The organism is Streptomyces angustmyceticus (assembly GCF_040701845.1).
In the GTDB taxonomy this organism is placed as follows: Bacteria; Actinomycetota; Actinomycetes; order Streptomycetales; family Streptomycetaceae; genus Streptomyces; species Streptomyces angustmyceticus_A.
The window spans coordinates 1-24,573 of record NZ_JBFBHQ010000008.1 but is presented as its reverse complement, the minus strand read 5'-3'; the positions used below and the strand labels follow the sequence as shown (position 1 = coordinate 24,573).

Annotated in this window: 19 protein-coding genes; 13 read left to right on the top strand and 6 right to left on the bottom strand. The window is 70.1% G+C overall.

The window, feature by feature from the left end; all coding sequences use genetic code 11:
- The first annotated feature begins 30 nt into the window (after nucleotides 1-30).
- Complete coding sequence (locus AB0411_RS19560; protein ID WP_366418550.1) at nucleotides 31-1,440, top strand: S8 family serine peptidase; 1,410 nt, start codon at nucleotides 31-33, stop codon at nucleotides 1,438-1,440.
- Between the two features lie 170 nt (nucleotides 1,441-1,610).
- On the top strand, nucleotides 1,611-1,910 hold the full coding sequence (locus AB0411_RS19555) for a hypothetical protein (RefSeq protein ID WP_366418549.1): 300 nt from the start codon (nucleotides 1,611-1,613) through the stop codon (nucleotides 1,908-1,910).
- Between the two features lie 442 nt (nucleotides 1,911-2,352).
- On the opposite strand, the gene AB0411_RS19550 is transcribed toward AB0411_RS19555, so the two are convergent.
- The 3 genes from AB0411_RS19550 to AB0411_RS19540 form a co-directional block, all read right to left on the bottom strand.
- Nucleotides 2,353-3,678: an SUKH-4 family immunity protein gene (locus tag AB0411_RS19550; RefSeq protein ID WP_366418548.1), complete on the bottom strand. Its 1,326-nt coding sequence runs from the start codon at nucleotides 3,676-3,678 to the stop codon at nucleotides 2,353-2,355.
- The gene (locus AB0411_RS19545) at nucleotides 3,675-5,939 is read right to left on the bottom strand and encodes an ATP-binding protein (protein ID WP_437042612.1); all 2,265 of its coding nucleotides are present in this window, start codon (nucleotides 5,937-5,939) and stop codon (nucleotides 3,675-3,677) included. Before AB0411_RS19545 ends, AB0411_RS19550 begins: the two co-directional genes overlap by 4 nt.
- Nucleotides 5,940-6,262: 323 nt before the next feature.
- Nucleotides 6,263-6,670: a hypothetical protein gene (locus AB0411_RS19540; protein WP_152104832.1), complete on the bottom strand. Its 408-nt coding sequence runs from the start codon at nucleotides 6,668-6,670 to the stop codon at nucleotides 6,263-6,265.
- Between the two features lie 238 nt (nucleotides 6,671-6,908).
- Between AB0411_RS19540 and AB0411_RS19535 the strand changes: the two genes are divergently transcribed.
- Both AB0411_RS19535 and AB0411_RS19530 read left to right on the top strand, forming a co-directional pair.
- Entirely contained in the window at nucleotides 6,909-7,217 is a 309-nt protein-coding gene (locus AB0411_RS19535; protein ID WP_366418546.1) for a hypothetical protein, read from the top strand.
- Nucleotides 7,214-7,981 carry a WXG100 family type VII secretion target gene (locus AB0411_RS19530; RefSeq protein ID WP_366418545.1) on the top strand — a complete coding sequence of 256 codons (768 nt, stop codon included), beginning with the start codon at nucleotides 7,214-7,216 and terminating at the stop codon, nucleotides 7,979-7,981. The genes AB0411_RS19535 and AB0411_RS19530 overlap by 4 nt, the downstream gene beginning before the upstream one ends.
- 108 nt (nucleotides 7,982-8,089) lie before the next feature.
- On the opposite strand, the gene eccCa is transcribed toward AB0411_RS19530, so the two are convergent.
- Nucleotides 8,090-12,046, bottom strand: coding sequence for a type VII secretion protein EccCa (gene eccCa, locus AB0411_RS19525; protein WP_366418544.1), 3,957 nt, complete (start codon nucleotides 12,044-12,046; stop codon nucleotides 8,090-8,092).
- 254 nt (nucleotides 12,047-12,300) lie between these two features.
- Here eccCa and eccD point away from each other — a divergent pair, with 254 nt between their 5' ends.
- The 6 genes from eccD to AB0411_RS19495 all read left to right on the top strand — a co-directional run bounded on the left by eccD (nucleotide 12,301) and on the right by AB0411_RS19495 (nucleotide 19,359).
- Nucleotides 12,301-13,764, top strand: coding sequence for a type VII secretion integral membrane protein EccD (gene eccD, locus AB0411_RS19520; protein ID WP_366418543.1), 1,464 nt, complete (start codon nucleotides 12,301-12,303; stop codon nucleotides 13,762-13,764).
- 156 nt (nucleotides 13,765-13,920) lie between these two features.
- Nucleotides 13,921-14,208: a 30S ribosomal protein S15 gene (gene rpsO, locus AB0411_RS19515; RefSeq protein WP_006602744.1), complete on the top strand. Its 288-nt coding sequence runs from the start codon at nucleotides 13,921-13,923 to the stop codon at nucleotides 14,206-14,208.
- 293 nt (nucleotides 14,209-14,501) lie between these two features.
- Nucleotides 14,502-16,721, top strand: coding sequence for a polyribonucleotide nucleotidyltransferase (locus tag AB0411_RS19510; protein WP_366418542.1), 2,220 nt, complete (start codon nucleotides 14,502-14,504; stop codon nucleotides 16,719-16,721).
- Nucleotides 16,718-18,097 carry a M16 family metallopeptidase gene (locus tag AB0411_RS19505; protein ID WP_366418541.1) on the top strand — a complete coding sequence of 460 codons (1,380 nt, stop codon included), beginning with the start codon at nucleotides 16,718-16,720 and terminating at the stop codon, nucleotides 18,095-18,097. Before AB0411_RS19510 ends, AB0411_RS19505 begins: the two co-directional genes overlap by 4 nt.
- 36 nt (nucleotides 18,098-18,133) lie before the next feature.
- Nucleotides 18,134-18,886 (top strand): 4-hydroxy-tetrahydrodipicolinate reductase, encoded by a 753-nt coding sequence (gene dapB / locus AB0411_RS19500; protein ID WP_366418540.1) that lies wholly within the window; start codon nucleotides 18,134-18,136, stop codon nucleotides 18,884-18,886.
- A gap of 11 nt (nucleotides 18,887-18,897) precedes the next feature.
- A complete protein-coding gene (locus tag AB0411_RS19495; protein ID WP_366418539.1) occupies nucleotides 18,898-19,359 on the top strand; it encodes a hypothetical protein in 462 nt (153 codons plus the stop codon).
- Between the two features lie 79 nt (nucleotides 19,360-19,438).
- Here the strand turns inward: AB0411_RS19495 and AB0411_RS19490 are convergent, their stop codons facing one another.
- Both AB0411_RS19490 and AB0411_RS19485 read right to left on the bottom strand, forming a co-directional pair.
- Nucleotides 19,439-19,996 (bottom strand): PH domain-containing protein, encoded by a 558-nt coding sequence (locus AB0411_RS19490; protein WP_366418538.1) that lies wholly within the window; start codon nucleotides 19,994-19,996, stop codon nucleotides 19,439-19,441.
- A 101-nt stretch (nucleotides 19,997-20,097) separates the two neighbouring features.
- On the bottom strand, nucleotides 20,098-20,337 hold the full coding sequence (locus tag AB0411_RS19485; protein ID WP_086719166.1) for a hypothetical protein: 240 nt from the start codon (nucleotides 20,335-20,337) through the stop codon (nucleotides 20,098-20,100).
- Nucleotides 20,338-20,570: 233 nt separating this feature from the next.
- Here AB0411_RS19485 and thyX point away from each other — a divergent pair, with 233 nt between their 5' ends.
- The 3 genes from thyX to AB0411_RS19470 all read left to right on the top strand — a co-directional run bounded on the left by thyX (nucleotide 20,571) and on the right by AB0411_RS19470 (nucleotide 24,225).
- Entirely contained in the window at nucleotides 20,571-21,329 is a 759-nt protein-coding gene (thyX, locus tag AB0411_RS19480; protein WP_366418537.1) for an FAD-dependent thymidylate synthase, read from the top strand.
- A gap of 196 nt (nucleotides 21,330-21,525) precedes the next feature.
- Nucleotides 21,526-22,425 (top strand): 4-hydroxy-tetrahydrodipicolinate synthase, encoded by a 900-nt coding sequence (gene dapA / locus AB0411_RS19475; protein WP_366418536.1) that lies wholly within the window; start codon nucleotides 21,526-21,528, stop codon nucleotides 22,423-22,425.
- 114 nt (nucleotides 22,426-22,539) lie between these two features.
- On the top strand, nucleotides 22,540-24,225 hold the full coding sequence (locus AB0411_RS19470; RefSeq protein WP_366418535.1) for a ribonuclease J: 1,686 nt from the start codon (nucleotides 22,540-22,542) through the stop codon (nucleotides 24,223-24,225).
- The last annotated feature ends 348 nt before the right edge of the window (nucleotides 24,226-24,573 follow it).

Here is a 24,573-nt window from a genome sequence, read left to right as displayed (position 1 = left end):
CCCAAGTTTGTCAGGGAGGGGAATTACGGAGTGAGCTTCACGCGGACGCTGCGTGCAGTGGGTGGTGCGGTGGTGGCGGGAGCATTGCTCTTCGGCGCCGCTCCGACTGCTTCTGCGGACCAGATCAGAAATGATCAGTGGCCGTTGAAGGCATTTGATGCCGAGAGTGTGTGGAAGGTTTCCACAGGAAAGGGCGTCACTGTCGCAGTGATCGATGATCCTGTCAACAGTGATCACCCTGACTTGAGGGGTAATGTACTTCGGGGAAAGGATGTCGAAAACGGCGGGCCTGCCAACCATGAGGAGCAACGGGACCACGGCACGGCCATGGCTTCTATTATTGCTGGTCATGGGCACGGTGCGGGCAACTCCGAAGGGGTCAAGGGGCTAGCTCCCGACGCGAAAATTCTGCCAGTGGGCATCCCGTCTGATGACTCAATTTCGGACCTGAATTCGGGCGGCTTGGCGGAGGCTGTGAATTACGCTGTTGACAATGGCGCGTCTGTTATCAACATGTCGTTCGGTCAGTCCACCCTGACCACAGAGGATAAGCAGGCCCTGTCCAAGGCGGTCAAGGAGGATGTCTTCCTCGTCGTTGCAACAGGTAACGACGGAGTCGGCGGGCTTGACCAATTGACCTCCTTCCCGGGGGTAGTTGCCGTTGGTGCTGTCGACAACTCTGGTCAGGTATGGGAAGAGTCCAATTATGGACGCCAGACAATGCTGACGGCGCCAGGTACGCGAATCCGGTCTGCGGCCGCATCGAAGCCGTACCGGCTGGCCAATGGCACCTCTGACTCAGCGGCCTACGTCTCGGGCGCTGCAGCCCTCCTCCGCGCTAAGTTCCCCGACCTTTCTGCCGGTCAGATTGCCAACCGAATGGTGAAGACGGCTGGTCTGCCGCCGGGCGAGGCCGGAATGAAGCTCCCGGATCCGCACTACGGTTATGGATTCATCAAGCCCTTCAGCGCACTGACGAAGGATCTCCCGCCTGGTTCCAAGAACGGTCCGCTGAAGACCCCTAAGGAGGAGTCCGCTCCCAGGGCCGGCGGAGAGACGGCTCCCGGCGCACCGAGTGCTGCCGGCGACCAGGAAAGCGAGCAGGCGGACAGCGGGCTCAGCCCCGTTGTCATCGTGAGCATTGCGGTTGGCGTCCTCGTAGTTGTCGCGATCATCGTCATCGTGGTGGTCCGTCAGAAGAAGAACGACCGCAATGGCCCGCCCCCTGGCGGCTTCGGTAGTCCTGGTGGTCCTGGGTTCGCACCGCAGCAGCCGGGTCCCTACCAGCAACCGGGCCCGTACCAGCAGCCTGCGCCGTATCACCAGGCCGGGCCGTATCCGCAGCAAGGGGCATACCAGCAGCCCGGGGCCTATCAGCAGTACGGGGCTTCTGGGGCGTACCCGTCGGCGCCGCCTGTGCAGCCGCCGCCAGGGCAGTAGTAGCGGACGAGGTGCGGCTGATGGGATGGGGCCCGGGGCATTCGTGCTCCGGGCCCCGTGGGTGCGGGGCTTTGGTGTAGCCGGGACGAACCGGCTCTGATCTGAGTGCGGTTGGCTTTTCGGGGGAGTGGGGGGTCTTGGCGATCACTCGTCCCGTAGCATTCCCGCTCATGGACGTAGTCGGCGATGAAGAGCCCCTGGTCGAGAGTCGAGTGGGGCTGACGCCTCGTCAGGCCAGGCGAATACGCATCGTGCTGGCCTCGGTGTTGATGGCCGCGATGGCGGGGGTGCTCGTGGTGCGCCTGGCGTCGCGTACGTCGGTGCTGGTGGTCGGGGTGTACGGGGCCGCGCTGGTGCTCTGTGGTGTGGTGATCGAACTCAGCCGGCACGGGCGAACCCGGCTCGGCACCTGGTTGCTGGCCATTGGCCTGGCGGCCGCACTGGCCGCGGACTGGTTGTTGTTGCCCTGAAGGGGAGGGGCACTGACCTCGGAGCCGACAGCCCCTGGCCTCCTGGTTCCCGGCTTCCTGATTCGTGAGTTCCCCTGTTCCTCGGTTCCCTCGTTTCAGCGCACTCCCCAGCGAGGAGCGCGCTCTCCAGAGCCCCCGAAGGCCCGGAGACCCCCAAGCACCGAAAGACCTCAGGCGCCCACACCTCCGAAGCCCGCGAGGGCTCTGAGGACCCTCGATCACGAAGACCCTCAAGGCCCTCAAGTCCCCAAGACGCCGAAGGAACCTTCAAGTTCCCTCGAGGTGCTGAACCCCCAAGGCCCCAAGACACCGATGGGGCCCTCAAGTTCCGTCAAGGCGCTGAGAGCCCCAGGACCGCGAGACCTCAAGTTCCCAGGTGTCAAGCACCTAAAGCCCCCAAGCCCCCAAAGAACCCTCAGCCCCCTCAGCAGCCCCCCGCCCCTCAGAACAGCCCATGCCACATCTGCTCGACGACCAGGGACCACCAGTTGCTGTCGTCGTCCAGTGACCAGGAGTCGATGGCCGCGAGCTGTTCCTGGAAGGTGGCGACCGCCGTGCCGGCCGCGTACGGGTCCATGCCCCGCATCCGGGCGCGGGTGGTGACCAGCAGGGCGAGGGAGCGCAGGTAGGCGGAGACGGAGCGGTTGACGAAGCGGCCGCCGCCCGAGGACGGCTGGACGGCCCAGACGGTGCCGATGAGGTTCTGGTTCTGTTCCGCCGCGGTGCACTGGACGGCGAGCGTGTAGAGGCCGTCGGTGCCGAGCCGGACGTAGCCGGCGAGGGTCGTCAGCGTCTCCTCGCCCGCCTGGGTGCCGGTTTCCCGCAGGTGGGTCGCCACGTCCGTGAACAGGCCGCCGGCCGGCAGGGCGTCGGGGCGGTCGGCGGTGAAGAAGTACGGGACCTGGGCGGGCAGTCCGGCCCAGACCAGGGTGTTCCTCGTGGCCTCGGGGAGCTGGGTGGTGGCGAGGTCGTCGGCGTCCGGACGGCATACGCCCTGGGGGCCGAAGACCTCCACGAGGTGCTTGCCGAGGGCCACGTCCCGCATCTGCGGCGCGGCCTCGACGTGGTGCGGCACCGGCAGCCGGTGCGGCCGCGGCGGTGCCTGCCGGCCCGCCAGCTGGTGCATCATCTCGACCTGCCGCACCAGCCCGGCGACGCCCTCGGCGCGCTCCTCGGGGCGCATGCCGTAGCCCTCGGTGCAGGAGAACGTGGCGTTGGTGAACGTGCGGAGGATGAAGTCGCCGGGGTAGCCGCCGGGCAGCAGGGCGGAGCGCAGGTCGGTGTGGACGGCACGGACGTCCGCGGGGTCCACGCCCAGCCGCCGCAGCTCGTCGAGGAGCTGGTACTCGGCGGGCGGGGCTCCGGGCGCCGAGACCCGGGCGAGGCTGGTCTCCTCGCCGGTCGACGGGTCAGGGTAGGTCGCGACGGCGGTGTTGCCGGGGCCGGTGACCGGGCGCTCCTCGGGCGTCGAGGGGGCCGCTGCGGCGCCGTGCTTCTGGCGGTACATCCGGACGACCTCGTCGACCGGTACCGACGGCCACACCGTCAGCTCGCCGGACGCCCGGTCGACGACTCCGCAGGCGGCGCCGACCTCGGCGGGCGGGCGCCGCTGCCCCGTCCGCGGGTCGGCCTCCGGGGGCGGCGGTACGGCCCACACCACCCAGCCGAGGTCGAACTCCTGCATGGCCACGTCCCGCGGCGGGCCCTGATGGCCCTCGGGGTTGAGCCAGCGGGCGGCGGTGGCCTGGGCCTGCGCCTGGGTGATCACGAGGGGTCTCCTTCGAGGCCGTCGGACGAAGCGGAGTCGGCGGTGCCGGTGCGCTGGGCCGGCACGGTGGGGGCCGGCACGGCGGGGGCGGGAGCCGCGGCGAGGATCTGCCGGGCGGTCACACCGCGCGCGGTGGCGACGACCAGCACACCGTCCGGGGAGAGGTCGGCGCCGGTGAACGGGGTGTCGGAGACCAGCGCGGCCACCACTTCCTCGCTCGCGCGGGCCCAGACCCGCAGGTAGTCGGCGCCGCGGCTGAGCCCGAACGGCGCGGCCTCCTGGGCCTGTGCGGAGGGCAGTTGCACCTGCGCCGGATCGGCGTCGAGGTACCCGGGGCGCAGCAGATCGTGGACCAGCAGGGCCCGTCCGCCCGCCTCGGGTGCGGCGCCGTCCTGGCCGGGCACCGTACGGGAACCGGGGGTTCCCTCGGGGACGACGAAGGCGGCCACGGGGCGGGGCGCGGCAGTGCCGGAAGCCGGTGCCGGGGCGGCGGAGCCGGCCGGTGTCGCGCCCGGGTTTCCGTCTTCCTGTGCCGACGTCCCGCCCGGGCTCCCGGCCGCGTCCGCCGTGGGGCCGCCCGGGCCCCCGGCCGCCTCCGCCGCAGCGCCGTCCCCGCTCTCCCCGTCCTGCGGCGGCAGGGTCCCCGTCGTCACCGCACGGACGCCGACCAGCGGCACGCTCCACAGCGTGCGCCACGGCAGGCGGAGGCCGAGCGTGTGCAGCGCCTCCGCGTAGGGCACCAGGCCGTCCTCGACGAACGCGGACTCCAAGAACGCCGCCCGCAGTTCGGCGGGAGCCTCGGAGCGGGTGAGCAGCGGGGCGGTGCGCAGGTACGTACGGGCCGGTGCGCCCAGCTGCTCCAGCGGTACGGCCTCGATGGCGGCCCGCATCGTCACCGGGTCCGCGTGGGCGAACAGGCCGGGGTCGGTGAGGAGCTGGGGGAGCAGGCCGGCGTCGAGGGTGTGCGCCGCCAGATGGTCGCGGACGTACGGATCGGCCCGGGACCAGTCCTGCTGGGGCACTGCTTCCAGCAGCGCCATGGCGATCCTGGTCTGGGCGTCGCGGACGTCCGGCAGGCCGGAGCGGATCTCCTCGGCGAGCCCGGGGTGCATCAGGCGCAGCAGCGTACGGTCACTGCCGGCACCGGCACCGGCACCGGGACCGTTCCTGTCCCCATCCCCGTCGCCGTCCCCGTCCCGCGACGGCTCGACCGGCTGGAGGAACGGCGCGGCCAGCAGCATGCCGTCGGCGAGGTCCTGGCTCATGTCCCGGCCGGCGACCGCGCTCGCCAGCGCGCCCCACAGCTGGACCGGCAGCCCCTCGCCCTCCGCCAGCGCCAGCGGCGCCAGCATCAGCCGCAGGGTCCGCGGATCGGCGCCCAGCCGGCGGGCGTGCAGGTCGAGCGCCTCGCCGACGCTGCCGGGCAGCAGGGACGCGTCCGCCGGATCGAAGCCCTCGGGCTGCAGGAGCAGCGACTGCACGGCGAGCTGGACGGTGAGCCGGTTGCCGTCCGCGCGGGCCGCGAGGGCCTCGGCGAGCGCCCGGCGCGCCGACGGGTCGGTGGTGAACGGGAGCTCCGGCGCCCCCGCCTCGGGGGTGAGCGCGGTCTCGGCGTGCAGCACCAGGCCCTTGGGGTCGGCCCACTCGGCCGCGTCCAGGTCGATGATCTGCACCTGGCCGGACGGCAGTGCCTCGGCCAGCTCCGCGGCCAGTTCGCGCGGCACCTCGGCGAGCAGCTGAACCGTTTCGGTGGCGGCGAGCGGCCTGAGCACGTCCCGGACGACGCGGGTCGGCTCGTCCGCGGTGCGTACCGGACCGGCCCGGTCCACATCCGGCACCACGAGAGTCACCGGCTCTTCACGAGCGGCGAGTTCGGTGAAGATGTCATCGCCGCGCCCGGCGTCCAGTCCGAAATGATCGGAGATCATCCACAACAGCTGTGCCGCGGTGCGCCCCGCGGGGCTCGGTACGGCGGGTGCGGGGAGGTCCGGGGGCACCGTCGCCGGGTCCAGGTCGTCCAGCGGCAACTGCTTGCGGTAGCCGGGGTCGCACATCATCAAGAAGCCCGTGACCAGGCGCGATCGCCCGCTGCCCGGGTTGCCGGTGAGCACGATGACGCGCGGTGCGCCGGGCCAGCGCATGCGCCAGGCCGCGAGTGCGCGGAGCACGGCGGTGCGACCGCCGATGTACGGATGTGGTGCGTATCCGGCTGCCACGGCTTTTCCTTCGCCTGAGGCGCTCATGGCTTCCTCGTCCCCCATCAATCCCGCCTCCACCTTTGTGGATTCCTGCGTGTCCGGCTCGATCCTATGATCCGTACCGCGTGCGCAGGGCTGCGCGGGGTGGGCTGTGCCGGAACTGGAACACGCAGGCCGGGACCGGTCTGCGGGGGGTCCTGCCGGAAGGCGGGCGGGGCGGGCGTGAACCGAGTTGCCCCCGGGCCCGATGTGGAGAAAACGAGATCACCGTGTGCGGAAAGAAAGCAGGTTCGTCCGCATGATCCGGCGGTCGATCTGCTTTCTTCCGTAACCGCTTTCCGTCGTGTTTGAACGGATTTCGGCGAGAGGGGAAAAGGGAGACCCGGTCAGCCCCGGTGTCCGCCGCCCCGGCCGCCGCGCCGCGGGCCGGTCACGATGCTGCCGGAGGGGCCGTCGCGCTCGGCGCGCTCCTCGTCCTCCTTCGCCTCCTGCTCCTTCTGCCAGGCGGCGAACTTCTCGCGGGACTCCTCGCGCTCGGCCATGGTCTGGTTCTCCGCGGCCCGCCGGATCTCGTTCATCCGGTCGCCCAGCGCGTCCATGTACCGCGGCGTCTCGATCGCGTCCTTCATGCCGATCCGCCCGGAGAGCACCTCCTGGGCCATCTCCTGCAGCTTGCCGCCGACGTTGGGGTTGTCCGCCAGGACCTTCAGCGCCTTGCGCAGCCGGTGCGCCTGCTCGGGATCCTGGGCGACGTCCATCAGGTCCTCGTCCTGGATCTGCCGCTCATTGTTCATGTCTGCCCCCTGGAACGTGATGGCACAGGGCCGCTTGTGCGGCACCGGCGTCATGAGTCTAATGACGGGTGTGAACGGGGCGTCAAGGCGGGGGTTGTCGGTATTGCCGGATATTGCGCCATGGCGAATTCCGCGGTGCGCCCCGCGCCCGCTCCGCAGAGGGCTTCGGGCCTATTGCGGGTGTGCTAGACCTGAAGTGATGTCGGCAGGTAGCTGTCATGCAATTCGGGGAGAAATGATGTCCGATGAAGTCCGGCTCAGTACCGAGGAGTTGCACAAGCTCGGTGCGACCTTCGAGATACGTGCGGAAGAACTGAGCCGGCAGCTCGCGGCATTCCGGCGGCGGGCGGACGCCGAGGCCCTCCGGGACGGATTCGGCAGCGACGCGGCGGCCCGGCCCTACCGCGAGCTGTACGAGCAGGCCGAGCAGGCCCTCGTCCAGCTGCAGCAGCGTCTCGCCGAGGTCGGCGGAGGGATCAAGGAGACCGTCGCCCATACGGAGGCGGCCGAGGAAGAGCTGACCGAGATGATGCGGAGCGTCAAGTGAGCGAGCGAGGCAATCCGCAGGCCCTGCACGAGGCGGCGGCCGGCTGGCGGGAGATGGGCAGGCACCTCGACGGCCTCGTCCGTGATCTGGACCGGCACGTCGGCACCGCCGCCGCGGCCAACTGGCAGGGCCCGGCCGGTGAGGCGTTCGCGGGGGAGTGGCACCGCCTCAAGCGGTCCGTCGACGACTCGCTGCCGGTCTTCGAACTCGCCGCCGCCGACCTGGAGACCGCCGCCGCACGGCCCGCCGGCGACACGGACGACACCGACCACGACACCCCGCCGGCGGACCGCTCCGGCGACGGCGCGCAGTCGTCGTCCGGACCCGAGATCGCTTACGGCTTCATGGCACTCGGCCAGCTCGCCGGCGGCCTCGGCGGCGCCTTCGGCAAGCGCGGCGGCGGGGGCGGCCAGGGCGGGCGGCCGCCCGTACGGCACGAGTGGGACACCTCCACGGCGGTGCAGGGGCCCGACCCGTTCGGCCCGGCGCAGGACGGCGGGGCCAGGACCCGGGGCGGCGAGGGCATCGCCAAGGGCGTACGGAGCCGGCCGCCCGGCACGGAGCCGGACCCGGGCCCCGAGCGCGAACCGACGTCGGGGCCGCGGAAGAAGACAGCGGCCGCCCCGCCCCACGGGTCTGCCGCCGCGCCCACGGCCCCGGCCCGCGCGGCCGACGCTCCCGGGGGCAAGGACACCGCGCCCGCCGGCGGCGAGGCTCCCGGCCGGTCCGGCCCCGACGCCACCCAGCACGGGGCCTTCGGCTGACGCACGGCCCGGCACCGCGCACGGACGCGCCGGGCCCGCGCACGAAACGGCGGTGGGGCGCCCCTCCGAAGAGGGACGCCCCACCGCCGTTGCCGTGGTGCGGTCCGGTCAGCCGCTGTTCGCCGGCAGCCAGCCCGTCTGGACCAGCTGCGCACCGCGCTTGCGCGTGATGAACGTGGCCCGTCCCGGCGTCAGGCTCTGGCCCTTGATGTTGCCCATCAGCGGGCCCTCGGCCGGGTCGGCGGACAGGATCAGACCCTGCGCACCGAGCTCCTTGGTCCGCTGCATCACCGGCTCGAACGAGGAACGTCCGGCGCCCGAGGAGCTGCGCGCGATGATCAGGCGCAGACCCAGGTCACGGGCGAACGGCAGGTACTCCAGCAGCGGCTGCAGCGGGTTGCCGCTGCTGGTCGCCACCAGGTCGTAGTCGTCCACGATCACGAACGCGTCCGGCAGGTCGTACCAGCTGCGGTTGCGCAGCTGCTCCGGCGTGACGTCCGGGCCCGGCATCCGGCGGCCCAGCGAACCGGCCAGACCGGTGATGACCTCCTGCAACTGCGGCCCCGCTGCACAGTACTTGTACATGTGGCTCTCGGGGATCTCGCCGAGCAGGGCACGACGGTAGTCGGAGACCACCATGAGCGCCTTGTCGGACGGGTACCGCTCGGCGATCTGCTTGGCCAGCAGACGCAGCAGCGACGACTTGCCCGACTCGCTCTCGCCGTAGATGACCAGCAGCGGGTCGGTCTCGAAGTCGATGAACGCCGGGGACAGCGTGGTCTCGTCGACGCCGATCGCGATGCCGTGCTCGGGGTAGTCGTTGCCCTTGGGCAGCTCGTTGACGTGCAGCATCGTCGGCAGCATCCGCACCGCGGGGGCGGGCTCGCCCTGCCAGTGCTCGCTGACCGTCGACACCAGGTTCGCGATGCCGTCGCTGAGCGTCTCCGGGTCGCTCATCCCGTCCAGCCGCGGCAGCGCCGCCAGGAAGTCGAGCTTCTCGGGGGACATACCGCGACCGGGCTTGCCCATCGGCACGTTCTCCGCGCGCTTGCGGTCGAACTCCGACTCCATCGGGTCGCCCAGGCGCAGCTCGACGCGGTTGAGGAGCTGGTCGCGCAGCGCGGGCCGCACCTCGGTGTAGCGCGCACCGGCGATGATCAGGTGGACACCGAAACCGAGACCACGGGCGGCGATGTCCAGGATCACCGGGTCCATCTGCTCGTAGTCGGTCTTGAACGTCGCCCAGCCGTCGATGACCAGGAAGACGTCGCCCCACTTCTGGTCGGGGTAGGCGCCCGAGGCCCGCCGCTGGCGGTAGGTGCCGATCGAGTCGATGTTGTTCGCCCGGAAGAACTCCTCGCGTTCGTTGAGGATGCCGACGACCTCGGAGACCGTACGGCGCACCTTCTCCGCGTCCAGACGCGAGGCGACGCCGCCGACGTGCGGCAGGCCCTCCATGGTCAGCATGCCGCCGCCGCCGAAGTCGAGGCAGTAGAACTGCACCTCGGACGGGGTGTGGGTGAGCGCGAACGAGGCGATGGCGGCCCGGATCAGCGTGGACTTGCCGGACTGCGGACCACCCACGACCAGGCCGTGACCGGCGCCGGCGGAGAAGTCCAGGTACATCACGTCACGCCGCTGCTCGAACGGCTTGTCCACCAGCGCCACCGGCACCACGAGCTTGCCGAGCGCGGTGTACTCCGGTGCGTGCACACCCCGTTCGGGCGTGACCGCGAGCGTCGGCAGCAGCTGGTTGACCGTGGGGGGCTCGTCCAGCGGCGGCAGCCACACCTGGTGCGCCGGCGGGCCCTGGCCCTGCATGCGCTGGACGATGACATCGAGCACGGTGTCGGCCAGCGCGTCGTCCTGCTCCGGCTCGACCGGCTCGACCGGCGTGGGGTCCTCGATGATCTGCTCGACGACCGGGGCCGCCGTGAACGGCACCGGCAGCCGGTTCGTCCGGCTGCCGCCGGGGCCGCCGCCGGCACCGGGTCCGCGGTACGGGCCCGAGACGTACGCGGCCTTGAACTGGACCATCGTCTCGGTGTCGTACTTGAGGATGCCGGAACCGGGGACGTTCGGCAGGTGGTAGGCGTCCGGCACACCGATCGCGGTCCGCGACTCGGCCGCGGAGAAGGTCCGCAGGCCCAGCCGGTAGGAGAGGAAGGTGTCCAGACCGCGCAGCTTGCCCTCTTCCAGGCGCTGCGAGGCGAGCAGCATGTGCACACCCATCGACCGGCCGATACGGCCGATCTGGATGAACATGTCGATGAAGTCGGGCTTGGCGGTCAGCAGCTCGGAGAACTCGTCGAGCACCATCACCAGCGAGGGCAGCGGGTCCAGCGGGGCGCCCGCGGCACGCGCCTTCTCGTAGTCGGTGATGTTGGCGTAGTTGCCCGCGGAGCGCAGCAGCTCCTGACGGCGCTGGAGTTCACCGGTGATCGAGTCGCGCATGCGGTCGATCAGGGTGACGTCCTCACCGAGGTTGGTGATGACGGCCGCGACGTGCGGCATCTCCGACATACCGGTGAAGGTGGCGCCGCCCTTGAAGTCCGCGAGGATGAAGTTCAGGGTCTCCGAGGAGTGGGTGACCGCGAGCGCGAGCACCAGGGTGCGCAGCACCTCGGACTTACCGGAACCGGTCGCACCGACACACAGGCCGTGCGGGCCCATGCCCTCCTGCGAGGCCTCCTTGATGTCGAGCATGACGGGCTGGCCGTCCTTGTCGACACCGATCGGCACCCGCAGCCGCTCGTGCAGCGTGCGCGGCCGCCAGGTGCGCGACACATCGACGGAACCGGCGTCACCGATGTTCATCAGGTCGGTGAAGTCCAGGTTCGACAGCAGTGGCTCCTCGCCGTCCGCGCCGGACCCCGCCCGCAGCGGGGCCAGCTGACGTGCCAGCGCCTCCGCCTCGGGGATCGACAGGGTGTCGCAGACACCGTGGTAGACCGCGCCGCTGGCCGACTCCAGCACCAGCTTGCCCGGCCACACCTGCACGGCCAGACCGCCGCGGATCTCGTCCAGATCGCCCGGCACGACCTCCAGGATGGTGACGCCCTGGAGGCCCTCGGCCCCGGCGATCACCGAGTCCATCGGCACCTCGCCGCCGTCCAGCACGAGCACCACATGCGGGGTGTCGGTCACCGGAGTGCCCTGCGGGTTGAACCGCCCGCGGCCCTCCAGCTCGTCCGCCAGCAGCTCCTCGATCTCACCGAGGTCGCCGACCACCAGCCGGCGCGACCCGGCGCCGTCCGTGGACTTGTCCTGCACCTGCGGCAGCCACTTGGTCCACTCCCACTCGGCCTGCGCACCGGGCGCGGCGACGACGGCCACCACCAGGTCCTCGGGCGAGTGCAGGGTGCACAGCTGCGCGACGATGGCGCGCGAGGCGCCGTAGACCGTGTCCGGGTCACCGGAGACGGTCAGGTGGTAGAAGGCGCGCAGCGACACGGCCAGCGGCAGGTTGTCCAATTGGCCGTGCTTGTCGAGGAATTCCTTCATCGCATGCGCGGTCAGCGGCTCCAGCTCGTCGACCGGAGCCGTCTCCGGGGCCCGCAGGGGAGTGGCCAACTGCTGCGGCCCCAGTCCCAGTCGTACCTGCCCGAAGTCCGGATCGGTCGCCCGGCGCTCCCACACGCGTTTGCCCTCGGCCACGATCGACCACAACTGGCTCGGGTCGGGGTGGGTGAACAACTGCGCGTCGCGCTGCTTGCGCGCGGTACGCCGTACTTCTTTCCGCTTCTGCGTCAGGTACTTGAGGTAATCCTGGCGCTCTTGGAGCATTTGCCCGGAAGGCCCTTGCCGGGCTTTGACGATCTGCACGATCGCCATTGCCAGGGTGGACGCCACCATAAAGCCGCCCATGATTTTCATGAACGGCTGGTTGCCCATGAACAAGAATCCCGCCGAAGACGCCATACCCATCATGGGCATAAGGGTCATCAGCATGTTCTCTGATTCGCCCTCACGCGGAAGCTCCGGAGGCGCCTCGAGTGTCACCTCCTCCGAGGGGACTTCAGGTGGCAGCGCGCGGGGCGGGCGCTTGACAATGACAACGCTCACCGAGGCATCAGTCCTTCATGCATCTCGCAGTCTCGGACCGCCCCCGTTGGATTCGACGGTCCCCCGAGCCAAGTACGTGGCCCGACGCAGGCGTTGATCCTACTGTCAACCGTCAAGTCTCGGGGTGGGTGGGGCAGCCGCTGAATTGGACGGTACGCTGACGCCTCGCGAGCGTGCCGCAGCCCCGTAGTGACGGCTCTATATATACGGCGCGTGAAGCGACAAAACGCCCAACGGATAGGGGGAACCGCCAGGTGAGCACGAGTACTGGCACCGGCTTTTGCCGGGTCACAGTCGCCGCGCCGGATGCACGGATTGACGTGGCTCTGCCGGAGGACGTCGCACTCGTCGACATTTACCCGGAGATCCTGCGGCTCTCCGGTCAGTCGCAGGCGGAGGGCGCACCGACCGGCTATCACCTAGTACGCCGCGACGGCACGGTTCTCGACGCCGGACAGTCGCTCGCCCAGCAGCAGATCCTCGACGGGGACCTCCTTCTTCTGAAGCCGTTCGCCGAATCGCTGCCGCTCCCGGTCTTCGACGACGTCTCCGACGCCGTCGCCTCCGCCGTCAAGCGCAACCGCAGCCGCTGGAGCGACGACCTCATGCGGGTCGTCGGCCTCACCGCGGGTGTGCTGCTGCTCGTGATGATGGCGTTCGCCCTGTGGTTCTCGAACCCCGCCGACCGCGACATGCACCGCCTGCCCGGCATCATCGCTGGTGTCGTCGGCATCGTGCTGGTCGCGCTGGCCGGCGTCCGCGCCCGCGTCTACGACGACCACGGTTCCTCCATCGCGCTGGGCCTGGCCTCGCTCCCGCACCTGCTGCTCGCCGGCTCCGGCATCTTCCCCGTCGAGGCGGGCTCCGGCCCCGGCCGGCTGCACCTCCTCGTCGGCTGTGTGACCGTACTCATCGCCGCCGTCCTGCTGGTGGTCCTGCTGCCGCGCGGTGACGCCCCCTTCGTCGCGGCCGCGTTCCTGGCCGCCATGGGGACCCTCGCGGTGTTCGCCGCGATCCTCACCGACGCCGCGCCCCGCGAGGTCGCCGCCGTCACCGCCGTCGTCTCCATCGCCCTGGTCGCCTGGCTGCCCGGCCTCTCCGCCCGCTTCGCCCGGCTGCCCATCGGCTACAAGTCGCCCGACCAGATCGCCAAGGGCTCCTACGACAGCGGCAGCGAGACCGAGTCCGTCGACTTCGTCAAGATCGGCAACCAGGCCAAGCGCGGGCACGAGCTGCTGCTCGGCCTCGTCGCCGGCTGCGCCGCCCTGACCGTCGGCTCGGCCGGTGTGGTCCTGGGCTTCTCGGACAACATGTGGGCCCAGCTGCTGGCGCTGGCCGCCGGCATCACGATCATGCTCCGCGCCCGGCTGTTCGACTACACCGCGCAGGTCGCCTGCCTGACCATCGCGGGCATCCTCACGATCGTCCTGCTCATCCTGGGCATCGCGCTGAACCCGCCGACGGAGATCTTCGTCGATCTGCTCCGCTTCCAGGACTCCGGCCCGCTGAACATCCGTACCGTCTGGTTCTCCGGCAGCATCGCCGCGGGCGCCGCCCTCCTGGTCGGCGTCGGCCTGGTCGTCCCGCAGAAGGGCGTCACCCCCTTCTGGGGCCGGATCTTCGACATCTTCGACGGACTGATCCTGCTGTCCCTGGTGCCGCTGTGCCTGGCGGTCCTGGAGGTGTACGGCAAGGTGCGCGGCCTCACCGGCAACTGAGGCACCCGCCCACCCGCCTGTTCCGCGGCCCCCCGACCACCCGGTCGGGGGGCCGTTTTCAGCTGGTACGCTGTGTGACGGCCCGGACGAGTCATCCAAGATTCCCTGTGATGTCAACCAGGGACGCTCACCGGCCGGAACCCTGAGGAGTACCGCGTGTCGCTCGACGCCGCTACGAAGAAGCAGATCATGGCCGAGTTCGCCACCAAGGAGGGTGACACCGGCTCCCCCGAGGTCCAGGTCGCGATGCTCTCCCGCCGCATCTCGGACCTGACCGAGCACCTCAAGACCCACAAGCACGACCACCACTCCCGCCGTGGTCTGCTGCTGCTCGTCGGCCAGCGCCGCCGCCTGCTGCAGTACCTGGCGAAGAAGGACATCACGCGCTTCCGTGCGCTGGTCGAGCGCCTGGGCATCCGCCGCGGCGCGGCGGGCGCCAAGTAAGACGCCGTAGAGGGAGCGGTTCCTACCGGGAGCCGCTCCCTTTGCCATACGCACCGGACACTCGTGCCGTCTCATGGTGGACGGAAGCTTTGTAGTCTGGTGCCATATCGCAAAAGTGAACGCGGTAGGAGCGCCTCCTGGCCGCCGGTCCTCGGTAGTGGCCCCCGGACGATCCGTGCACACCACGTGTCATCACTCCGGGTGCTTCGATCGAAGACCGGCCCGCACCGGCGCTCCACCGAAGACGGTCTGCGGCCATACGGGCCGCAGACGCAGACGAGGAGATATTCCTGGTGGAGAACGAGACCCACTACGCCGAGGCCGTGATCGACAACGGTTCCTTCGGCACCCGCACCATCCGCTTCGAGACGGGCCGCCTGGCCAAGCAGGCCGCCGGTTCCGCCGTGGCGTACCTGGACGACGACACCATGGTGCTGTCGGCCACCTCCGCTTCCAAGACGCCGAAGGACCAGCTGGACTTCTTCCCGCTGACCGTCGACGTCGAGGAGCGGATGTACGCGGCCGGGAAGATCCCCGGCTCCTTCTTCCGTCGTGAGGGCCGTCCCTCCGAGGACGCGATCCTCACCTGCCGGCTGATCGACCGGCCGCTGCGCCCCTCCTTCAAGAAGGGCCTGCGCAACGAGATCCAGATCGTCGAGACGGTCATGGCGCTCAACCCCGACCACCTCTACGACGTGGTCGCCATCAACGCCGCCTCCTGCTCCACGCAGCTCGCCGGCCTGCCCTTCTCCGGCCCGGTCGGCGGCACCCGTGTCGCCCTGATCAACGGCCAGTGGGTGGCGTTCCCGACCCACACCGAGCTCGAGGACGCCGTCTTCGACATGGTCGTGGCCGGCCGCGTCCTCCCGGACGGCGACGTCGCGATCATGATGGTCGAGGCCGAGGCCACCGAGAAGACCATCCAGCTGGTCAAGGACGGCGCCGAGGCCCCGACCGAAGAGGTCGTCGCCGCCGGTCTCGAGGCCGCCAAGCCCTTCATCAAGGTCCTGTGCAAGGCCCAGTCGGACCTCGCCGCCAAGGCCGCCAAGCCCGTCGGCGAGTTCCCGGTCTTCCTCGACTACCAGGACGACGTCCTGGAGGCGCTCACCGCCGCGGTCAAGGACGAGCTCTCCCAGGCGCTGACCATCGCCGGCAAGCAGGAGCGCGAGGCCGAGCTGGACCGCGTCAAGGCCGTCGCCGCCGAGAAGCTGCTCCCGCAGTTCGAGGGCCGCGAGAAGGAGATCTCCGCCGCGTACCGTTCGCTGACCAAGAGCCTGGTCCGCGAGCGCGTCATCAAGGAGAAGAAGCGCATCGACGGCCGCGGCGTCACGGACATCCGTACGCTCGCCGCCGAGGTCGAGGCCATCCCGCGGGTGCACGGTTCCGCCCTGTTCGAGCGTGGCGAGACCCAGATCCTGGGCGTCACCACCCTCAACATGCTCCGCATGGAGCAGCAGCTGGACACCCTCTCCCCGGTGACCCGCAAGCGCTACATGCACAACTACAACTTCCCGCCGTACTCCGTCGGTGAGACCGGCCGCGTGGGCGCCCCCAAGCGCCGCGAGATCGGCCACGGCGCGCTCGCCGAGCGCGCCATCGTGCCGGTGCTGCCGACCCGCGAGGAGTTCCCCTACGCGATCCGCCAGGTCTCCGAGGCGCTGGGCTCCAACGGCTCGACGTCCATGGGCTCGGTCTGCGCCTCGACCATGTCGCTGCTGAACGCCGGTGTGCCCCTCAAGGCCCCGGTCGCCGGTATCGCCATGGGCCTGATCTCCCAGGAGATCGACGGCCAGACCCACTACGTCGCCCTCACCGACATCCTCGGTGCGGAGGACGCCTTCGGTGACATGGACTTCAAGGTCGCCGGCACCAAGCAGTTCGTGACCGCGCTGCAGCTCGACACCAAGCTCGACGGCATCCCCGCCTCGGTCCTGGCCGCCGCGCTGAAGCAGGCCCGTGACGCGCGTCTGCACATCCTGGACGTCATGAACGAGGCCATCGACGTCCCGGACGAGATGTCCCCGAACGCCCCGCGGATCATCACCGTCAAGATCCCCGTGGACAAGATCGGCGAGGTCATCGGCCCCAAGGGCAAGATGATCAACCAGATCCAGGAGGACACCGGCGCCGACATCACGATCGAGGACGACGGCACCATCTACATCGGTGCCGCCGACGGCCCGGCCGCCGAGGCCGCCCGCGCCACGATCAACGGCATCGCCAACCCGACCATGCCGGAGGTCGGCGAGCGCTACCTGGGCACGGTCGTCAAGACCACCACCTTCGGTGCGTTCGTCTCCCTGCTCCCGGGCAAGGACGGCCTGCTGCACATCTCGCAGATCCGCAAGCTCGCCGGTGGCAAGCGCGTGGAGAACGTCGAGGACGTGCTCGCGGTGGGCGCCAAGGTCCAGGTCGAGATCGCCGAGATCGACCAGCGCGGCAAGCTCTCCCTCATCCCCGTGATCGAGGACGAGGACAAGGCCGCGGACGAGAAGGACGACGCCGCCAAGTGACGTCCCGTACGCACACGACGACGGCCCGCACCTCTTCGGAGGGGCGGGCCGTCGCCCGTACCCAAACGCTTCTCAAGGGCACCGCGGGCGCCGGCACGGTCCGCCGGACCACCCTCCCCGGGGGGCTGCGGGTCGTCACCGAGACGCTGCCGGCGGTCCGCTCCGTCACCTTCGGCATCTGGGCGCACGTCGGCTCCCGCGACGAGACCCCGTCGCTCAACGGCGCCACCCACTACCTGGAGCACCTGCTCTTCAAGGGCACCGAGCGGCGCAGCGCGCTGGACATCTCCGCGGCCGTCGACGAGGTCGGCGGCGAGATGAACGCCTTCACCGCGAAGGAGTACACCTGCTACTACGCGCGGGTGCTGGACACCGATCTGCCGCTCGCCATCGACGTGGTGTGCGACATGCTGACCGGCTCGCTGGTCGAGGCCGAGGACGTGGACGCCGAGCGCGGGGTCATCCTCGAAGAGATCGCGATGACCGAGGACGACCCGGGCGACTGCGTGCACGACCTGTTCGCGCACACCATGCTCGGCGACACCCCGCTGGGCCGCCCGGTCCTGGGCACCGTCGACACCGTCAACGCCCTCACCCCCGAGCGCATCCGCCGCTTCTACAAGAAGCACTACGACCCCACCCACCTCGTCGTCACGGCCGCGGGCAACATCGACCACGCCAAGGTCGTCCGCCTGGTCCGCCGTGCCTTCGAGCAGGCCGGGGCCCTGGAGCGGACGGACGCCGTCCCGGTCGCGCCGCGCTCCGGCTCCCGCACCGTCCGCACCGCCGGACGCGTCGAACTGCTCAACCGCAAGACCGAGCAGGCCCATGTGATCCTCGGGATGCCGGGCATGTCGCGCAACGACGACCGGCGCTGGGCGATGGGTGTGCTGAACACCGCCCTGGGCGGCGGCATGAGCTCGCGCCTCTTCCAGGAGGTCCGCGAGAAGCGCGGGCTGGCCTACAGCGTGTACTCGTACACCTCGGGCTTCGCCGACTGCGGGCTGTTCGGCGTCTACGCCGGCTGCCGCCCGAGCCAGGTGCAGGACGTCCTCAAGATCTGCCGCGACGAACTCGACCAGGTGGCGTCCCACGGCCTCACCGACGACGAGATCCGCCGCGCGATCGGACAGCTGCGCGGATCCACCGTCCTCGGCCTGGAGGACACCGGCGCGCTGATGCACCGCCTCGGCAAGAGCGAGCTGTGCTGGGGCGAGCAGATGTCGGTCGACGAGATGCTCGCGCGGATCGCGGCCGTCACCCCGGACGAGGTGCGCGAGGTGGCCCGCGACGTGCTGGGCACCCGCCCCTCGCTGTCCGTCATCGGCCCCCTGAAGGACCGGCAGGCGGCCCGGCTGGACGACATCGTCGCCTAGGCCCCCGCGACACCACCAAGAGAAGGACGGGAAACGATGAGCAAGCTGCGCGTGGCCGTACTGGGAGCCCAGGGACGCATCGGCTCCGAGGCCGTACGGGCCGTCGAGGCCGCCGAGGACCTGGAGCTGGTGGCCGGACTCGGCCGGGGCGACAAGCTGGAGACGCTGGTCGAGGCGGGCGCCGAGGTGGTGGTCGAGCTGACCAACCCCGGTGCCGTGATGGGCAACCTCGACTTCTGTGTGCGGCACGGCATCCACGCGGTGGTCGGGACCACCGGGTGGACCGACGAGCGCCTGGCGCAGCTGCGCACCTCGCTCGCCGCCTCGCCCGGGGCGGGCGTGCTCATCGCCCCGAACTTCTCCATCGGCGCGGTGCTGACCATGCGGTTCGCCCAGCAGGCGGCCCGCTTCTTCGAGTCGGCCGAGGTCGTCGAGCTGCACCACCCGAAGAAGGCGGACGCCCCGTCCGGCACCGCCGCCCGCACTGCCCAGCTGATCGCCAAGGCCCGGGAGGAGGCCGGCTGCGCCCCGCAGCCGGATGCCACCACCACCGCGCTGGACGGCGCCCGCGGCGCGGACGTGGACGGCATCCCCGTGCACTCCGTACGGCTGCGCGGTCTGCTGGCGCACCAGGAGGTGCTCCTCGGCGGGGAGGGCGAGACGCTCACCATCCGCCACGACTCCCTGCACCACAGCAGCTTCATGCCGGGCATCCTGCTCGGCGTGCGCCGGGTGGTGAACACCCCGGGCCTGACGGTGGGCCTGGAAAACTTCCTCGATCTGGGCTGAGGCCGGACGTCATGGGCGGAAAGTTCACGTACTTCTTCCTCGCCACCGTGCTGGTCGTCGTCTTCGGCGTGGTGGCGCTGGAGGGCGTACTCCTCCTGCTGACCGGCGAGCCGGCGGCCATGGGCATGGGCGCGGTGGCCTTCCTGCTGCCGGGCATCGGCGCCTGGTTCCTGTGGCACAACACCCGCTTCGCACGGGACGCCCACCGGCTGGCGCACACCCTGGAGGCCGAGGGCGGCCTGCCGGCCGACGCCGACGAGCCGGCGCGGACCCCCGGCGGCCGGATCGACCGGGACGCCGCCGACGCGGTCTTCGCCCGGCGGCAGGCCGAGACGGAGGAGGCGCCCGGCGACTGGCGCACCTGGTTCCGGCTCGCGGTCGCCTACCACGACGCCCGGGACACCCCGCGCGCCCGCAAGGCGATGCAGCGCGCCATCGCCCTGCACGACGGCAAGCCCGTACCGGCCGCGTAGCGCCGCCGGTCCGGCCGGGTCCGTACGGTCCCGGTGCTGCTGCTGAGCCCGCCGGGGCGGATCCCCGGGCGGCCGGGCCTCAGGCGCGGTACTCCGCCGCCCAGGCCTCCAGGACGTCCGCGGCCCGCTCGAACGCCTCCGGGCGGGACAGGAAGTCGCCGTTGTGGTCCGTGAGCAGGGACCGCAGCGGCTCGCCCTGCGTCCGCTCGATGATCAGCGCCTGCCCCTGCACCGTCCGCGGCAGGCCCAGCCAGCGCACCGGCTGCTGGCGGGTGCGCACGGCGGCGACGGCGCTCCACGGCTCGGTCGTCGTACGCAGCAGATTCACCTGCCGCAGACCGTGCGCGCTCACCCACACCCCGACCCGCAGCAGCCGCAGGGCGCCCGCGATCATCACCGTCCCGATCAGGGCACAGGCCGCGGCGCCGGGCAGCGAGCCGGCCATCGCGATGATCATTGCCGAGATCAGCACGAACGAGGCGAGCAGCAAAAACACCGCCGCCGCCCCCACGCGCCACGGTCCGGGGCGGTAGGGACGGCGCCAGTGGTCGGGCTCGTCATGCGGAAGTGCGACCGAATCCGCGGCACGGGTGTCGAGATCGAGGTCGCGGTCGGCCGTCAGGAAGGGCAGGGGCACGGCTGGTCCTCACTCATGGGCACGCTGACGGAAGCTGTGACCGGTGAGGCTATCGGGACCGGCGGGGCGGAACCACTTCACGGCACGCCCCGCCCGCCCGATCAGCGGTGGGCGGCCTCGGACTGATGCACCCGGCTGGAGCCGGAGCTGTCCTGCTGCAGTGCGGGAACGCCGAACAGCAGGGCCCCGGCCAGGCCGCCCACGACTGTCAGCGTGATGAGAGACTGGCCGAGGAGCTGCGTGCGCGAGGCGCGCTGCCGCGGCGGGGGAGTGACATTGCTGCGGAACCGGTCTGCCTCGGCAACGAAGGCGAACGGGACGGGCTCTCGCCGGCGGAACATGAGCGGGCTCTCCTAGGAACCTCGAAGTGGGCACTGTCACAGGGTTAGACGTCTGCGGCGTCCGGTTGGTGCCCGTTTTCAGGGACTTCTGTGAAAAATATCAACGGCCGCTCCGTGCGCTGCTATGACGCGCCCGTTTTGCGGGCTAACGCGGCATCACGCGCTGTTTCCCTGACTGTCGGCGGCGGCCCGTAGGGTGGTCGCGCACGAGGAACGAACGGAAGGAACCGCCGGTGTCCCACACCCCCGCCGAGAGCACTGAGAGCCCCGACAGCGCAGCCGTCAGCTTCCGGAACGAGGTGACGGTCGAGCTGGTCAAGCACAGCGCCGCGGACAGCGACGTGCTGTGGGCGGCCCGGGTCTCCACCGCCGGCGAGCAGTCCCTGGAGGAGCTGCAGAAGGACCCCGAGCGCTCCAAGGGCCTGATCAACTACCTGATGCGGGACCGCCACGGCAGCCCCTTCGAGCACAACTCCATGACGTTCTTCATCAGCGCCCCGATCTTCGTCTTCCGCGAGTTCATGCGGCACCGCGTCGGCTGGTCCTACAACGAGGAGTCGGGCCGCTACCGCCAGCTGGAGCCGGTCTTCTACGTCCCCGGTGAGTCCCGCAAGCTCGTCCAGCAGGGCCGCCCCGGGAAGTACGAATTCGTTTCGGGCACCCCCGAGCAGCACGAGCTGACCAGCCGCGTCATGGAGGACTCCTACCGCCGGGCCTACGAGGCCTACCAGGAGATGCTCGCTGCCGGCGTCGCCCGCGAGGTCGCCCGTGCCGTGCTCCCCGTCGGCCTGTTCTCGTCGATGTACGCGACCTGCAATGCCCGCTCCCTGATGCACTTCCTCGGTCTGCGCACCCAGCACGAGCAGGCGAAGGTGCCGTCCTTCCCCCAGCGGGAGATCGAAATGGTCGGCGAGCAGATGGAAGCGCACTGGGCGAAGCTCATGCCGCTCACGTACGGCGCATTCAATGCGAACGGCCGGATCGCTCCGTAAGGCCCAGGTTGCGGGCCTGATACGGAGCCCGCGGGACAGACGTGCGAAGTGTCCGGATTGCGGCATTTTGAGAAGTTCATCTACGCTGAACAGACGGACCCGGCACTGCTTGAACCCCCGAGCAGGCAGTGCCGGAGTCCACATCCCTGCTCCCCAGAGGCGCATCCCGTGGTGAGCTACGAGTAGCGTGGGACCCATGGCTCCGACTTCCACACCGCAGACCCCCTTCGGGCGGGTGCTGACCGCCATGGTCACGCCGTTCACGCCGGATGGCGCCCTCGATCTCGACGGCGCACAGCGGCTGGCTGCCCACCTGGTGGACGCCGGCAACGACGGTCTCGTCGTCAACGGCACCACCGGAGAGTCCCCGACCACCAGCGATGCGGAGAAAGCCCAGCTGGTGCGCGCGGTGGTCGATGCGGTCGGCGACCGCGCGTTCGTCGTCGCCGGAGCCGGTACCAACGACACCCGTCACAGCCTGGAGCTGGCCCGCGCGGCCCAGGACGCCGGCGCCCACGGCCTGCTCGCGGTGACGCCGTACTACAGCAAGCCCCCGCAGGAGGGCCTGCTGCGCCACTTCACGGCCATCGCGGACGCCACCGACCTGCCGGTGATGCTCTACGACATCCCCGGCCGCAGTGGTGTCCCGATCAACACCGAGACCATCGTCCGGCTGGCCGAGCACCCCCGGATCGTCGCCAACAAGGACGCCAAGGGCGACCTCGGCCGCGCCAGCTGGGCCATCGCCCGCTCCAGCCTCGCCTGGTACAGCGGTGACGACATGCTCAACCTCCCGCTGCTCTCGGTCGGTGCCGTCGGCTTCGTCTCCGTGGTCGGCCACATCGTCACCCCCGAGCTGCGCGCCCTCCTGGACGCCCACCTCAACGGCGACGTCACCAAGGCCACCGAGATCCACCAGAAGCTGCTGCCCGTCTTCACCGGCATGTTCCGCACCCAGGGCGTCATCACGACCAAGGCCGCCCTCGGCCTCTCGGGCCTGCCCGCCGGTCCGCTGCGGCTGCCGCTCGTGGAGCTCTCCCCCGAGGAGACCGAACAGCTCACGCGCGACCTCGCCGCCGGCGGGGTACAGCTCTGATCACAGACTTCACAACTGAATACGGACCAACAACCGCCTCATAGCAAGTGCACGAATGTCATGCGCGCCACGTGCCCTCGACGGCAACGTGGCGTGTGTGGTGAGGAGAGTCTTTTGAGTCATCCGCATCCTGAGCTCGGCGCCCCGCCGAAGCTCCCCAAGGGCGGCCTGCGCGTCACCCCCCTCGGCGGTCTGGGTGAGATCGGCCGCAACATGACGGTCTTCGAGTACGGCGGCCGGCTGCTGATCGTCGACTGCGGAGTGCTCTTCCCCGAGGAGGAGCAGCCCGGAATCGACCTGATCCTGCCGGACTTCACGTCCATCCGGGATCGCCTCGACGACATCGACGGCATCGTGCTGACGCACGGCCACGAGGACCACATCGGTGGTGTCCCCTACCTCCTGCGGGAGAAGCCGGACATCCCCCTGATCGGTTCGAAGCTGACCCTCGCCCTCATCGAGGCCAAGCTTCAGGAGCACCGCATCCGCCCCTACACCCTCGAGGTGCAGGAGGGGCACACGGAGCGGATCGGCTCCTTCGACTGCGAGTTCGTCGCCGTCAACCACTCCATCCCGGACGCGCTGGCCGTCGCCATCCGCACCCCCGCGGGCATGGTCGTCCACACCGGCGACTTCAAGATGGACCAGCTCCCGCTGGACCGCCGGCTCACCGACCTCCCCGCCTTCGCGCGGCTCGGCGAGGAAGGCATCGACCTTCTCCTCTCCGACTCCACGAACGCCGAGGTCCCGGGCTTCGTCCCGCCCGAGCGGGACATCTCCAACGTCCTGCGCACGGTGTTCGCGAACGCCCAGAAGCGCATCATCGTGGCCAGCTTCGCCAGCCATGTGCACCGCATCCAGCAGATCCTCGACGCCGCCCACGAGTACGGCCGCCGGGTCGCCTTCGTCGGCCGGTCGATGGTCCGCAACATGGGCATCGCCCGCGAGCTCGGCTACCTGAAGGTCCCCGCCGGCCTGGTCGTGGACGTCAAGACGCTCGACGACCTCCCCGACGACGAGGTCGTGCTGGTCTGCACGGGCTCCCAGGGCGAGCCGATGGCCGCCCTGTCCCGGATGGCCAACCGCGATCACCAGATCCGGATCGTCCAGGGTGACACCGTGATCCTGGCGTCCTCCCTCATCCCGGGCAACGAGAACGCGGTCTACCGCGTGATCAACGGCCTCACCCGATGGGGCGCGGACGTCGTCCACAAGGGCAACGCCAAGGTCCACGTCTCGGGCCACGCCTCGGCCGGCGAGCTGCTGTACTTCTACAACATCTGCAAGCCGAAGAACCTGATGCCGGTCCACGGCGAATGGCGCCATCTGCGCGCCAACGCCGAGCTGGGCGCTCTGACCGGGGTGCCGAAGGACCGGATCGTCATCGCCGAGGACGGTGTCGCGGTCGACCTGGTCGACGGCGTCGCCAAGATCGTCGGCAAGGTCCAGGCGGGCTATGTCTACGTCGACGGCCTCTCGGTCGGCGATGTCACGGAAACCCATCTCAAGGACCGCCGCATCCTGGGCGACGAAGGCATCATCTCGGTCTTCGTGGTCGTGGACAGCAGCACCGGCAAGATCGTCGGAGGCCCGGACCTGCATGCCCGCGGCTCCGGCATCGAGGACGCCGCCCTCGCGGGCGTGGCCCCCAAGATCGATGAGGCCCTGACCAAGGCGGCCCAGGACGGTGTCTCGGAAGCGCACCAGCTCCAGCAGCTGATCCGCCGCTCGGTCGGCAAGTGGGTGTCGGACAACTACCGCCGGCGCCCGATGATCCTCCCCGTGGTCGTCGAGGTCTGACGGCCGGGCTCGTACGGACGTACTCAAGTAGGAGCGGGGCGCGCGGATTTGCATCCGGGCGCCCCGCTCCAGTACGTTTACGGCTCCTCCTGAACGGGAAGCACCGCGCGCCTGTGCGCACGGAGCCCCTGCCGAGCAGGTGGAATTCCGACCCAGAGCAATCTGATAGCGTCGGATCAGCCGAAAGGCGAACCCCCTCCGACGGAAAATCGGATCGAATTCGAACCGGAATACGGAACGAAATTCGACCTGGTAGAGTCGGAAAGGCCGGAAAGCGAAAGCCGAACGGCCGGGCCCGCTCCAACAGGGCGCCGGAGACGGAAACGGATCTGGTACGGTTGGAACCGC